This is a genomic window from Stenotrophomonas sp. SrG (genome assembly GCF_050031795.1).
Taxonomy (GTDB): domain Bacteria; phylum Pseudomonadota; class Gammaproteobacteria; order Xanthomonadales; family Xanthomonadaceae; genus Stenotrophomonas; species Stenotrophomonas rhizophila_A.
The window spans coordinates 1-13,046 of the sequence record NZ_JBNBBE010000023.1 but is presented as its reverse complement, the minus strand read 5'-3'; the positions used below and the strand labels follow the sequence as shown (position 1 = coordinate 13,046).

General features: G+C 66.9%; 14 protein-coding genes. 8 read left to right on the top strand and 6 right to left on the bottom strand.

Annotated elements, in window-relative coordinates:
* Window positions 1-164: 164 nt before the first annotated feature.
* Window positions 165-341: a hypothetical protein gene (locus ACQG3P_RS17430; protein WP_184126639.1), complete on the top strand. Its 177-nt coding sequence runs from the start codon at window positions 165-167 to the stop codon at window positions 339-341.
* A 39-nt stretch (window positions 342-380) separates the two neighbouring features.
* Here ACQG3P_RS17430 and ACQG3P_RS17425 read toward each other — a convergent pair whose 3' ends face one another.
* Window positions 381-1,004 (bottom strand): rhomboid family intramembrane serine protease, encoded by a 624-nt coding sequence (locus ACQG3P_RS17425; RefSeq protein WP_095362777.1) that lies wholly within the window; start codon window positions 1,002-1,004, stop codon window positions 381-383.
* Between the two features lie 8 nt (window positions 1,005-1,012).
* Window positions 1,013-2,575 carry an oligopeptide:H+ symporter gene (locus tag ACQG3P_RS17420; protein ID WP_068853049.1) on the bottom strand — a complete coding sequence of 521 codons (1,563 nt, stop codon included), beginning with the start codon at window positions 2,573-2,575 and terminating at the stop codon, window positions 1,013-1,015.
* 164 nt (window positions 2,576-2,739) lie between these two features.
* On the opposite strand from ACQG3P_RS17420, the gene ACQG3P_RS17415 reads away from it, so the two are divergent.
* Window positions 2,740-3,585, top strand: coding sequence for an endonuclease/exonuclease/phosphatase family protein (locus ACQG3P_RS17415; protein WP_426805758.1), 846 nt, complete (start codon window positions 2,740-2,742; stop codon window positions 3,583-3,585).
* A gap of 56 nt (window positions 3,586-3,641) precedes the next feature.
* Here the strand turns inward: ACQG3P_RS17415 and ACQG3P_RS17410 are convergent, their stop codons facing one another.
* Window positions 3,642-4,253: a superoxide dismutase gene (locus tag ACQG3P_RS17410; protein ID WP_068854701.1), complete on the bottom strand. Its 612-nt coding sequence runs from the start codon at window positions 4,251-4,253 to the stop codon at window positions 3,642-3,644.
* Window positions 4,254-4,404: 151 nt separating this feature from the next.
* On the opposite strand from ACQG3P_RS17410, the gene ACQG3P_RS17405 reads away from it, so the two are divergent.
* Both ACQG3P_RS17405 and ACQG3P_RS17400 read left to right on the top strand, forming a co-directional pair.
* Entirely contained in the window at window positions 4,405-4,884 is a 480-nt protein-coding gene (locus ACQG3P_RS17405) for a ribonuclease domain-containing protein (protein ID WP_426805757.1), read from the top strand.
* Window positions 4,881-5,294 (top strand): barstar family protein, encoded by a 414-nt coding sequence (locus ACQG3P_RS17400; RefSeq protein WP_426805756.1) that lies wholly within the window; start codon window positions 4,881-4,883, stop codon window positions 5,292-5,294. Before ACQG3P_RS17405 ends, ACQG3P_RS17400 begins: the two co-directional genes overlap by 4 nt.
* 5 nt (window positions 5,295-5,299) lie before the next feature.
* On the opposite strand, the gene ACQG3P_RS17395 is transcribed toward ACQG3P_RS17400, so the two are convergent.
* Both ACQG3P_RS17395 and ACQG3P_RS17390 read right to left on the bottom strand, forming a co-directional pair.
* Window positions 5,300-7,069, bottom strand: coding sequence for a hypothetical protein (locus tag ACQG3P_RS17395; protein ID WP_426805755.1), 1,770 nt, complete (start codon window positions 7,067-7,069; stop codon window positions 5,300-5,302).
* Window positions 7,070-7,078: 9 nt separating this feature from the next.
* Window positions 7,079-7,678 carry an NfuA family Fe-S biogenesis protein gene (locus ACQG3P_RS17390; protein ID WP_068853063.1) on the bottom strand — a complete coding sequence of 200 codons (600 nt, stop codon included), beginning with the start codon at window positions 7,676-7,678 and terminating at the stop codon, window positions 7,079-7,081.
* 91 nt (window positions 7,679-7,769) lie between these two features.
* Between ACQG3P_RS17390 and ACQG3P_RS17385 the strand changes: the two genes are divergently transcribed.
* The 3 genes from ACQG3P_RS17385 to zupT are packed head-to-tail and all read left to right on the top strand — an operon-like array spanning window position 7,770 to window position 9,362.
* Window positions 7,770-8,111 (top strand): 4a-hydroxytetrahydrobiopterin dehydratase, encoded by a 342-nt coding sequence (locus ACQG3P_RS17385; RefSeq protein ID WP_068854702.1) that lies wholly within the window; start codon window positions 7,770-7,772, stop codon window positions 8,109-8,111.
* A 5-nt stretch (window positions 8,112-8,116) separates the two neighbouring features.
* Window positions 8,117-8,533 (top strand): energy transducer TonB, encoded by a 417-nt coding sequence (locus ACQG3P_RS17380; RefSeq protein ID WP_093532505.1) that lies wholly within the window; start codon window positions 8,117-8,119, stop codon window positions 8,531-8,533.
* 19 nt (window positions 8,534-8,552) lie between these two features.
* Entirely contained in the window at window positions 8,553-9,362 is an 810-nt protein-coding gene (zupT, locus tag ACQG3P_RS17375) for a zinc transporter ZupT (RefSeq protein WP_093532504.1), read from the top strand.
* Window positions 9,363-9,504: 142 nt separating this feature from the next.
* Here zupT and ACQG3P_RS17370 read toward each other — a convergent pair whose 3' ends face one another.
* Entirely contained in the window at window positions 9,505-10,482 is a 978-nt protein-coding gene (locus ACQG3P_RS17370) for an RluA family pseudouridine synthase (protein ID WP_426805754.1), read from the bottom strand.
* A 404-nt stretch (window positions 10,483-10,886) separates the two neighbouring features.
* Between ACQG3P_RS17370 and rne the strand changes: the two genes are divergently transcribed.
* Window positions 10,887-13,046, top strand: a 2,160-nt coding sequence (rne, locus tag ACQG3P_RS17365; RefSeq protein ID WP_426805753.1) for a ribonuclease E, incomplete at its 3' end; no start/stop codon positions are given.

Sequence of the window (13,046 nt, the reverse complement as noted above, 5' to 3'; positions counted from 1 at the left end):
CATGATCGCGTGAAGCCTGAACAGGGGCAACAGGCGACGCATTTGGTCACATAAGGTCCTAAAGCCCGCCCGATTCAAGCCGATATCGGTTTCGGACAGGCCGCAAAAGCTGGCACGCGTTTTGCGACACCTGTCTGCCCCATCCGTGTCCCAAGGAGTGTCACATGGACCATGCACCCGACTTCACCCAGCCCGGCGACGCCGACAGCTCGCTGCTGGAAGGCCTGTTCCAGCTGGCCCTGAATGGCCAGACCCAGGGGTCGGAATTCGACCTGATCGACCACGAGGTCTACGCCCGCCTGCTCAGCACCTACGGTACCGACCAGCGTTTCGCTGCGTGATGGAGCGTCACGACCGTTGGTCGTGACCGCCCTTCCCCTTCAGCCGCCCAGGCTGAAGCGCGGGTTGCTCAACTCGCGCAGGAAGTGGTCGAAGATCGCCGGGCGCATCGCCAGCATGAAGATCACGCCGAACGCGGCACCGGCCAGGTGCGCGCTGTGGTTGATGCGGTCACCGCCCTTGCGGTCCATCCAGATGCTGTAGCCGACGTAGAACGCGGCATAGATGATCGCCGGCGCCGGGATGAAGAACACGAAGATGATGCTCCACGGGCTGATCAGGATGAAGGCGAACAGCACCGCCGACACCGCGCCCGACGCGCCCAGGCTCATGTAGTTCGGGTTTTTCTGGTTCTTCAGGTAGCTGGGCAGGATCGACACCACCAGCGCACCCAGGTAGAACGCCGGATACGTGAGGTAACTGCCGGTGAGGTTGACCATCACCGACTCGATCTGGCCGCCGAAGAAGAACAGCGTGATCATGTTGAACGCCAGGTGCGCCAGGTCCGCGTGGATGAACCCGTAGGTCACCAGACGGTCGTACTGGCGCTTGCGGTCCACCGCCGGCGGCCACAGGATCAGGCGGTCGGCCAGCGCACGGTTCTTGAACGCCATCCACGAAACCAGGACGGTGATAGCGATCAGCAGCAGGTTCACGGGGGTCATGGCGGTACTCAGGCAGCGCGGTAGTTGTCGACCATACGATAGCGCTTGGCATACCAACCGAAGGCCAACGCCGCCACGAAGGCGAAGCCGGCGAAGAAGAACATCAGGAACGCGGCCTCGCTGAGCCCGGTACTGGCGATCTGGTGGGTCACCGTGTCGTTGCGCACCGCCGCGTTGGACAGCAGCACCCACAGGTTGCCGATGGTGGTGGTGAGGTTCCAGAAGCTCATGACCACGCCCTTCATCGCCTGCGGCGCCTGGCTGTAGGCGAACTCCAGGCCGGTTGCCGAGACCAGCACCTCACCGAAGGTGAGCAGCGCATACGGCAGCATCTGCCAGAAGATGGACATGACGTTGCCGCCATCCATCATCACCTGGATGCCGCCGACCACGATCCAGGCCAGGCCGCTGAAGGCAATGCCGGCGGTCATGCGGCGCAGCGCGGTCGGCTCGAAGCCGAACCGGCGCAGGGCCGGGTACAGCACCAGGTTGTTGAACGGAATCAGGATCATCACCAGCAGCGGGTTCAGCGCCTGCATCTGCGAGGCGGTGAACCAGGACGGCATGGCCATCTGCTGGCCCTGCAGCACCCAGGTGGACGCCTTCTGGTCGAACAGCGAGAAGAACGGCGTGGTCAGCGCGAAGATCACCAGCACGCGCAGTACCGAACGCACGCCCTCCACGGCCTCGGCCGGGTGCACCGCGCGGGCGCGGTCGAGCTGGATCCAGGTACCGCCGCCGACGCCAGCCAGCACCAGCACCAGCGCGATGCACAGGCAGATCACGATGCCCAGGCTGCCGACCAGACCCATCGAGGCCACCGCCAGCACCGCGCCCAGGATGGCCAGGGTAAGACCCGGACGGCCCTTGCCCGGCACCTGCGCGGTCAGCGCGGTACGCACGACGTTGCCGAACGAATGCGGGTCCTTGGGCGGCAGCGGCACCAGCACATAGCGCTTGCGGCCCAGCCAGAACACGAAGGTGGCCACGAACATCAGGATGCCGGGGATGCCGAAGGCCCACTGCGGGCCCAGGTTCTTCAGCGCCAGCGGGATCAGCAGCGAGGCGAACAGCGAGCCGAAGTTGATGATCCAGTAGAACGCGTCGAAGACGATCTTGGCCAGGTGCTTGTTGCTCTGGTCGAACTGGTCGCCCATGAACGAGGCCACCAGCGGCTTGATGCCGCCAGCACCCAGCGCGATCAGGCCCAGGCCCAGGAAGAAGCCTTCGCGGCTGTTCTCGAACAGCGCCAGGCACGCGTGGCCGGCGCAATAGATCAGGCTGAACCAGAGGATGGTGTGGTACTTGCCGAAGAACTTGTCGGCCAGCCAGCCGCCCAGCAGCGGGAAGAAGTACACGCCGATCATGAAGCTGTGCATGATGTCCTTGGCCTCGCCGGCCCGGCCATCGGCCGTGATCTCCTGCAGCAGCAGCGAGGTGATCAGGAACTGCACCAGGATGTTGCGCATCCCATAGAAGCTGAACCGCTCGCAGGCCTCATTGCCGATGATGTACGGAATCTGGCGCGGCATGCTTCCCTTGCCAGCGCTGGCGGCTGCGGTCGTGCTCATTCTATGGGGCTGTCCTGCGGGTTCAAAGGGCGCAAGGTTACCGGAAGGGCCACGGCGGCGCACGTTGCGGCCGAACGTGACAACGCCGCCGCGCAATGGCAGGCATCTGGAATCCGTTGACGGAAGTCACGGCACGTCGACGGACCAAGCGTAAACTTATCGTTATGCGCCTCCTCCCCACGGTTGTCGCAGGACGCTGGCACGGCTGGTTCCTGCTCCTGTTGTTGACCACTCCCGCGCTCCCGGCCGATGCCCGGCAGAGCGAGGCGCCGCCACGCCTGCTCAGGATCGCCACACTGGAACTGCCGGCGGCCGACGAGGCCCAATGGGAGCAGCGCCGCGACCAGCTGCTGCAGGTGCTGGAAGGCCTGCAGCCGGACGTGATCGCCGTGCAGCGGGTGTTGCAGACCAAGGGCGGCAACCCCGCCTGCTGGCTGGCCACCCGCCTGCGCTACAGCTGCGACTTCGTCACCGCCGACCCGCCCAGCCAGCCGCTGCGCCACGGCAGTGCCATGCTCAGCCGGCTGCCGGTGGCTGAAGACGGGGTCACCCTGCTCCATCCGCCGGGCCGGTTCAGTGCGGCGGGCATGCTGCGGGTGAACCTGCAGGACGAGCAGATCAACATCTATGTCGCACGGCTGCGCCCGGACCCGGACGAAGCGCTGGTGCGGAAGCACCAGACCAGCGACCTGATGACCTGGATCGGCGCCACCTCGGACGGCCTGCCATCGTTGATTGCAGGCGACTTCTCGGCTGACACCGATGAACTGGTGCGCAGCTCACCCGGCTTCCAGCCGGCGCGCAAGAATCCCGGCGAGCGCGTCGACCCGCCGTCGGCAGCCGGGATCGCGGGCGGCCATGGGCTGGATGTGCTGTTCCAGGTGAGCCACTTCGCCGGGCAAGGCCTGCAACCGCTGAAGCTGCCCGCACTGGAAGGCACCGATATCGGCGCCCTGCGCCTGGGCATCATTGCGACCCTGAGGCTTCAGGGCGAAGCCCAGGCCCGGTAAACGAAAAGGCCAGGCATTTCTGCCTGGCCTTTCCGGTATCCAGTTCAACGCTGGAATCAGGCGATGGCTTCCTGGTAACGACGCTCGACTTCCTTCCAGTCGACCACGTTGAAGAACGCGCCGATGTATTCCGGGCGACGGTTCTGGTACTTCAGGTAGTACGCGTGTTCCCACACGTCCAGGCCCAGGATCGGCGTGTTGCCTTCCATCAACGGGCTGTCCTGGTTGCCGGTGCTTTCCACTACCAGCTTCTTGTCCGGGGTCACGCTCAGCCACGCCCAGCCGCTGCCGAAACGGGTCAGCGCCGCCTTGGTGAAGGCTTCCTTGAACTTCTCGAAACCGCCCAGCTGGGCGTCGATGGCCTTGCCGACGTCGCCAGTCGGGGTACCGCCGGCGTCGGGCGCCATCACGGTCCAGAACAGGGTGTGGTTGGCGTGCCCGCCACCGTTGTTGCGCACCGGGCCCTGCAGGTTTTCCGGCAGCGACTTGAGCTTCTTGACCAGCTCCTCAACCGGCAGGTCGGCGTATTCGGTGCCTTCCAGTGCCGCGTTGACGTTGTTGATGTAGGTCTGGTGGTGCTTGGTGTGGTGGATTTCCATCGTGGCCGCATCAATGTGCGGCTCAAGCGCGTCGTAGGCGTAGGACAGCTTGGGGAGGGTGTAGGCCATGTGGTTCTCCTGGTAGCTCACTCGCCCGGCGAAGACCGGGCGTTGCGAAGTCGATGATGGGGATGGCCGCCAAGCTTACCAACCCCCACGTAAAGGAAACTTCGTTTGGCTACGCTACATTAACCCCGTCCCCCGCACACTCGATGTTCACATGCGCAAACCTCTACTGCTGCTCGTTGCCATTGTCCTGCTGGTGGGCGGTCTGTTCGCCATCAAGGAAGCCCAGCGCGCGCCCGCGCCGCAGTTCGCGCCGTCGCTGACCCAGCCAGGCGCCGATGCCGCGCCGATCGACAACGCCCCGGCCAATCCCGGCGCCGCCGCGCAGCGCACCCACGACGCGCTGCCTGCCTTCCTGCCTGCAGAAGCGCGCCAGACCATCCTCCTGATCCAGCGCGGCGGTCCCTACCCGCACCGCCAGGACGGCGGCGTTTTCAGCAACCGCGAACAGCGCCTGCCGGATCGCCCGCGCGGCTATTACCGCGAGTACACCGTGGACACGCCGGGTGCCGGCAACCGCGGCGCACGCCGCATCGTGACCGGCGGCAGTCCGCCGACCGGTTGGTTCTACACCGACGACCATTACGAAACCTTCCGCAGTTTCGAGGTCCCACCTGCCGGGAGCTGGCAATGAACCACGATGGATTCGAACTGGGTCTGGACGACATCAACAATGCGGGCGTGTATTCGGTCACCAACGCCGACATCGGCCCGCTGTCGGCCGCGATGCGCGATGCCGGCCTGCGCGTGGCCACGATCGACCTGGGCGGCTGCCGCGACAAGCGCACCCTGATCGCACGCGTTGCCGCGCAGCTGGATTTCCCGCAGACATTTGGTGGCAACTGGGACGCGCTGCTGGATTGCCTGCGCGACCTTGGGTGGATGAAGGCCAACGGCTACGCGTTGTTCTTCAGTGATGCGGACGAGTTGCAGGAAAACGCGGAGAAGGACTTCGACACGTTCCTGGATGTGCTGGAGGACGCCAGCAAGACGTGGCTCGAACACGACGTGCCGTTCTGGGCATTCGTCGCGTTGAACGGGTAGAGCCGTCATCGGCTGCCGTTGTCGTCCTGTAGTTCCTTCTTGAACGGAATGTCCGGCGGCGGACGGGCCACCGCCGGCTGGTCCTGCATGTTGGGGTCGGACAGGCCGCAGCCGCCGCCGAACTGCAGGATCGAGACCACGCAGGAAATCTTCGAGCTGGTACCCGGAATCGGAATCTCCACGGCCTTGATGCCCTTGCGCACCCATTCGGCCAGCAGCGATTCGTTCGGTGCCCAGTACTTGTCGAACGAGGTCGGCGTGTAGTCGTACGGCGGGCGCTTGAGCCACGTCCCGGACTGGGCGATGCGTTCGCGGCTCCAGCCATCGTTCTCGCCACCGGGAGCGCCGCGCTCGCTGTCGCCGCTTCCCGCCTGCCCTGGCACGCGCACGCTGCCGTCGGCGTTGAACAGACCCTCGCCGGTACGCCCGGCGCCCTGGTTGGCCTGCGCGCCACTGCGCTCGCCGGCCCGGTTGCGGTCGGCCGCGCCCCAGTCATCGCCCCGTGCAGGCGTGGCCCAGTTGCCCGGCGTGGGCGACGGACGCGCGGCCGGCGCACGGGCCGGCGCGGCACTGGAGGCGGTGCTGCGGCTTGGGCTGGCCTGGCTGGCCGTACTCGCCCCTGGCGTGGGCGAAGGTGCGGACGCTGCCGGCGATGGGGTCGCTGCGGCCGGGGCCGGGCGCGGCGCGGCATTCGGCACCGCACGCTCACGCACCGCCACTTCCGGACTGCGCCCGGGCACAGTGATCTCGCGCTGCGGCACCGGCGCGACCGTGACCGACACTGACGGCGCCGGGGTCACTTCACGTTCGCGCACCTGCAGATCACGCTGCGGCACGGTGACCTCAACCCGCGGACCCGGCACGGGCACCGGTGCGGTGGGCGCGGTGACCACGGTGACCTCTCGTTCGCGCACCGCCACGTCGCGCGGGCGCACCTGCGTTTCCACCGGGCGCACGGACGGGGTGATCGAAGGCGGCGTCGGTGCCTCCGCCACCTCCACGGTGCGTTCGCGCACCTGCGGCTCGGGCGCGTCGCGCGGAATCACCCGCACTTCAGTGCGCGGCACGCTGGTGGGCGGCACCACGAAATCGGTGGTGGCTTCGGCCACATCGGTGGCCTGAACCGGCTGTTCGACAGCGGTGGGCGCAGGGGCTGGCGGTGTCGGCGCGGGTTCGGTACTGGCGGTCTGCGCCGGCGCCGATGCCGGCGGCTGCGGCGCGGCGGCTGCGGTCGAGCTCGCCGGTCGGGGCTGCGAGGCGGCGGCCGCAGCCTGGGCGCTCGCAGCAGCGGCGGCTGCCGCGCTGCCTGCAGCCGCCGGCTCGCCGCCACCACTTTCCTGGGGTGTTCCGCTGCCCAGGAATTCCACCTGGATGCGGCCGCCATCACCGCCCTGCTCCGGCTGCACCGGCGGGCGGATCAGCGCCACCCACAACAGCAGCAGCGCGAACATGACGTGCAGCAGCACGCTGATGACCGCCGAGGTCCAGCGCATCCAGCGCTGGTCGCGCGGGGCCGGGTCCCAGGTCTGCCAGAGCAGCCGCCGCAGCGACTGCACGAAGCCCAGCGCCGGCAGCCGGCCGGGGGAGCCCGGCAACGGCCGCTGGATCAGCTCGGCAATCACTTCGGTCGAGCGGAACGGGCGCGGCAGCGGCGTCAGCGCGCGCAGCCACAGGCCCCACCCGTAGGGCAGGCCCGTGGTTTTTTCAACGATGCGTTTGTCCGGCTGGCGGGAAAGCAGCCAGTCGAGGATGTCGTCAGCCCGGCGCAGTGTCACGCAGGCCGGTCAGGCAGCCGTGCCGCGCGGAATATACGGCGCGTGACCGCTGTCGTGGTCGGTCGCGTCACGTACGGCGGTGATGCCGGGCACGCGGCCCATCAAGGTTTTCTCGATGCCCTGCTTGAGGGTGACGTCGGCCATGCCGCAGCCCTGGCAGCCACCGCCGAAGCGCAGCAGCACCACGCCATCGGCAGACACTTCCTGCACCGCGACCTTGCCGCCGTGCGAGGCCAGCTGCGGGTTGACTTCGTTTTCCACCACCCAGCGCACGCGTTCGACCAGCGAGGCCGAATCGGCCGGGGCTTCGCCCTTGATCTTCGGGGCCTTGATGGTGAGCTGCTGGCCGCCGGTGGCATTGGTGACGATGTCGATGTCGGCGCCGTCCATCCAGCCCACGCTGTCGGAGGCCACGTACAGGGTGAAGCCGTCGCAGTCCACCGCCCACTCGTCGCCGAGCAGGTCGGCCGGTTCGGCGAACTCCAGCCGGGCATCGGCACGCGGGGTGCCGGCATCGACGGCGCTGAGGCGCACGCCCATGCCGGGCACGGCTTCGCGCTCGATGAGCTTGCGGAAATAGGTCTGGGCAGTGTCGGAGATCTGGATCATGCGGCTATTCTAGCGGCTTACATGTTATGCGCTCATTCGGTTTATACACTGTCCGGCGCATTGTTCAGGCATACACGAGGTGGAGGATTTCATGGCCGACCTGATTCCGCTGGCGCAGGCCCGTTGCGTACCGCGCAAGGGCAGCGACCACAAGCTGGGCGAAGCCCGCATAGCCGAGCTGCTGCCGCAGGTTCCCGGCTGGGAGCTGGCCGAACAGGGGCAGGCCCTGACCCGGACCTTCCGCTTCGCCGACTACTACAAGACCATGGCGTTCGTGAACGCCCTGGCCTGGGTGGCCCACGCCGAGGACCACCACCCGGACCTGGGGGTGCATTACGACCGCGCCGTGGTGCGCTTTTCCACCCACGACGTGGGCGGGTTGAGCGAGAACGACTTCATCTGTGCAGCCAAGGCTTCGGGCCTGACGGAGTGATTTTGATGAACATCCAGATACGCGTGGCGGTGACCGCAGCGGTGCTGACCCTTGCCGGGTGTGGCGGGTCGTCGGAGCCGGCCGCACCGGTGGCGGCGCCTACCGAGGTGGCTGCGGTGAAGACCCCGCCGCCGGTGTACCCGATCGAGCTGGCCTGCCAGGCCATTGGCGGCACCACCACGCTGAAGGTGGTGGTGGGGACCGACGGCAAGCCCGGCCAGGTGCAGCTGGTGAGCGGCAGCGGCAACGCGCAGCTTGATGAGCAGGCGCAGAAGGCGGTGGAAGGCTGGCAGTTCAAGGCGGCCACCCGCGCCGGCCAGGCGGTGCCCACCACCATCCAGGTGCCGGTGAGCTTCAACCCGCCGCAGCCCAAACCCGATGAGTGCTTCGCGGTGGAAGAGCGCCTGCGTCGCGGGGGCTGATCAAAGGACGCTGTGGCGCATGCCGGAAATCTCGAGTGAAAACGTATGGGTCGCCCTGCTGGTGACCCTGGCTGCCGGGCTGGCCACCGGCCTGGGCAGCCTGATGGTGTTGTTCTCGCGCCGACCCAATCCCCGCCTGCTGGCCTTCGGCCTGGCCTTCGCCGGCGGTGCGATGGTGTTCGTGTCGCTGACCGAGATCCTGACCAAAGCGATCGATTCGTTCACCCAGGCGTATGACGCGCGCGTGGGCTATGCCTACGCCACGGCGGCGTTCCTGTGCGGGGTACTGCTGATCGTGCTGATCGATCACCTGATTCCGAACCCGCACGAAAGCCTGGACAAGCAGGACCCGATGTTCCGGGAGAACAACAAGGCCTACATCAAGCGGGTGGGCCTGCTGACCGCGGTGGCGATCACCGCGCACAACTTCCCGGAAGGCCTGGCCACGTTCTTTGCGACGCTGGAAAGCCCCTCAGTGGGCATGCCGCTGGCGTTCGCCATTGCGATCCACAACATCCCCGAGGGCATCGCGATCGCGGTGCCGGTGTATTTCGCCACCCAGAACAAGTTCTATGCGTTCGGCGCCAGCCTGCTGTCGGGCCTGGCCGAGCCGATCGGGGCGGCGATCGGGTACGTACTGCTGTCCGGGGTGCTCAACCACGCCACCTTTGGCTGGGTATTCGGGCTGATTTCCGGGGTGATGGTGTTCCTGGCGCTGGACGAACTGCTGCCAGCGGCCAAGCGATACGCCAAGGGCCATGAAACGGTGTACGGGCTGGTGGCCGGCATGGCCAGCCTGGCCATCAGCCTGGTGTTGTTCAAATGGTAGAGCGTACCGACCAACGGTCGGTACCTACCGCGGCGGTGACGTCCGATGTACCGACCAACGGTCGGTACCTACCGCGGCGATGGCATCCGGTGTACCGACCAACGGTCGCAGCGGGTAGGCGGCGACCGTTGGTCGTCGCGCGTCAACCCAACCGGTTCAACGCCTCGGTCAGCTCTTCGGCCAATGGCGCATTGAGCAGGTAAGGGGTCTTGCCGGCGTCCAGCGAGAACTCCAGCGAGGCGGCGTGCAGGAACAGGCGTTTCAGGCCGATCTGCTCACGAAGCCGCTTGTTGACGTCCGGATCGCCGTATTTGTCGTCACCGGCCACCGGGTGCCCGAGGTGCTGGGCATGCACGCGGATCTGGTGGGTACGGCCGGTTTCGATCCGGACTTCGCAGAACGAATGGCCTCCCTTGCGCTCCAGCACGCTGAAGTGGCTGATCGATTCCTTGCCGATCGCATTGACCTGGACATGGCGCTCGCCCCCCTGGCGCAGGCCCACGTGCAGCGGGGCATCCACGGTCATGGTGCCGTCGGGCATGCGCCCCACCAGCAGGGTCAGGTAGCGCTTGCGGATGCCGGCGCCGTGGTCTTCCCGCAGCAGTGCCTGCAGCTCGCTCAGCGCCGAGCGCTTCTTGGCCACGATCAGCAGGCCCGAGGTGTCCCGATCCAGCCGGTGCACCAGCTCCAGGGTCTTGCCGGGGCGGAGTGCGCGCAGGGTCTCGATGGCGCCGAAACTGATCCCGCTGCCGCCGTGGCTGGCCACGCCGGAGGGCTTGTTCAGGGCCAGAAGCCGCTCGTCTTCGTAGACGATGGCGTCTTCCAGCCGCTTCATGAACGCCGCCGGCGGGCCGGCCTTGTCTCCCTCTTCGGTGAGACGGACCGGCGGGACGCGCACTTCGTCGCCCTCCACCAGCTTGCGTTCGGCCTTGGCGCGGCCGCCGTTCACACGCACCTGGCCGCTGCGCACGAGTTTGTAGACCAGACTGCGTGGCGCACCCTTCAGCTGGCCGAGCAGGAAGTTGTCCAGGCGTTGCCCGGCACGGTCGGCCGGGACAGTCAGGAGACGGACGCTGGTCTTGCCTTCAGCGGGTTTGGGGGACGGCACGGTATCAGTCATTGGCCTTTTATTCTGTTACACTCGGCGGGCGAGATAAGGGATTGATTTCGTTGGAAGTTGCTCTGGGCCAGAAGCCCGACTTCCCTCGATTCCGGCACAGTGCGCAGCCACCGCCCCCGGGGCGGCCATGTTAGCGGCTCACCGGCAGTCCCGGCCATCGCCGGATGCCTGACACGCGTCTGCGCTGAAAAAATGTCCCTGTGGCGCTCCAGCCTGGCTGAAAGCTGCCTCCGGCCCGCAACACCCAAACCAAAACAAAATGAAGCGCTCCCGCGGCCTGCCGTGGTGTTGTAGCGCTGGAAACCCAAGCCGCCCTCCCCGCGCATGCGCGATGGGCGTGCAAGCGTGACCAGAAGCGAAACCCCATGGCGTTCCGCGCGGTAGCAGCGCGCGAGGAACGCAATATGAAGCGAATGCTGATCAACGCCACGCAGGCTGAAGAGCTGCGGGTAGCCATCGTGGATGGCCAGACGCTGTACGACATCGACATCGAACAGCCGTCCAAGGAACAGAAGAAGTCGAACATCTACAAGGGCCGCATCACGCGCCTTGAGCCGTCGCTGGAAGCGGCCTTCGTGGAATACGGTGGCGAACGCCACGGCTTCCTGCCGCTGAAGGAAATCTCCCGCGATTACTTCCAGGCCGGGGTCGACCACAACAAGGCCGGCATCCGCGAACTGCTGCGTGAAGGCCAGGAAGTGGTGGTCCAGGTCGACAAGGAAGAGCGTGGCAACAAGGGCGCCGCCCTGACCACGTTCATCTCCCTGGCCGGCCGCTACATGGTGCTGATGCCGAACTCGCCCACCGCCGGTGGCGTGTCGCGTCGCATCGAGGGCGAAGACCGCGCCGCGCTGAAGGAAGCGCTGGACAAGCTGAACATCCCCGACGACATGGGCGTGATCATCCGCACCGCCGGCGTCGGCCGCGATGCCGAAGAGCTTCAGTGGGACCTGGACTACCTGCTGCAGGTCTGGAAGTCGATCGCCGAAGCAGCGCTGACCAAGCCGGCCCCGTTCCTGATCTACCAGGAATCGCGCCTGATCGTGCGCGCCCTGCGCGACTACCTGCGCGCCGACGTGGGCGAGATCCTGGTCGATACCCAGGAGCTGTACGACACCGCCCGCGAATTCATGCAGCAGGTGATGCCGCAGACCCTGCGCAAGCTCAAGCACTACACCGACGACATTCCGCTGTTCAACCGCTTCCAGATCGAATCGCAGATCGAAGGCGCCTATGAACGCAACGTGCGCCTGCCGTCGGGCGGCTCGATCGTGGTCGACCAGACCGAAGCGCTGACCGCCATCGACGTGAACTCCTCGCGCGCCACCAAGGGCAGTGACATCGAGGACACCGCGTTCCAGACCAACCTGGAAGCGGCCGAGGAAGTGGCCCGCCAGCTGCGCCTGCGCGACCTGGGCGGCCTGGTGGTGATCGACTTCATCGACATGTCCTCCAACAAGCACCAGCGGGAAGTCGAGAACCGCCTGCAGAACGCGCTCAAGTACGACCGTGCGCGCGTGCAGCTGGGCCGCATTTCGCGCTTCGGCCTGATGGAAATGAGCCGCCAGCGCCTGCGTCCGAGCCTGGGCGAATCCAGCCAGATCGTCTGCCCGCGTTGCGACGGCCATGGCCGCATGCGCTCGGTGGAATCGCTGTCGCTGTCGATCATCCGCGTCGCCGAAGAGCATGCGATGAAGGAAAACACCGGGCAGGTGCTGGTCCAGGCCCCGGTGGAGATTGCCAACTACCTGCTCAACGAAAAGCGCAGCGCCCTGCGCGAGATCGAACAGCGCCATGACGCGCCGATCGTGATCGTGGCCGACGAGCAGCTGCACACGCCGCATTACGAAGTGACCCGCCTGCGTGAAAACGAGCTGGGCGAAGAAAGCGGCAAGCCGAGCTACCAGCGTGGCACCCCGCGCAAGCTGCCGGTGCATGCCCTGACCAAGGCGCAGCTGAACATCCCGGTTGCCCCGGCGGTCACCAACGTCAAGCACAGCTCCCCGGCGCCGGTCCGCGAGGTTGCCGAGCCGGTGGCTGCTGCCCCGGCCCCGGTCGCCCCGGCCCCGGTCGCTGCACCGGCCGCCACCGGCGTGGTTGGCTGGCTCAAGCGCATCTTTGGTGGCGAACCGGCTCCGGCCGCCGCCCCGCAGACCAACGCGCGCCCGGCCCAGGACGGCAACCGCAACGGCCGTAACAAGGACCGCAACGGCAAGGACCGCAACGGCCGCCGCGATGAGCGTGGCGAACGTGGCCAGGGTCAGGGCCAGCAGGGCCAGGCCCGTGGCAAGGACCGTCGCGACGACCGTGGCGAACGCGCCGGCAAGGGCGAGCGCCGCGATGACCGCCGCCAGGACGTGGCCGCACAGGCGTCCGCACCGGCCGCCGGCCAGGCCCAGCAGGGCAAGCCGCGCAACGAGCAGCAGCAGCCCAAGGCCCCGCGCAATGAGCAGCAGCAGCCGAAGCTGAACCAGAACCAGAAGCAGAAGCCGCCGCGCCAGCAGAACGAGGGCGACAAGCCCGCGCGCCAGCCGCAGGCCGATGCCGCCAAGCCGGTGCAGACA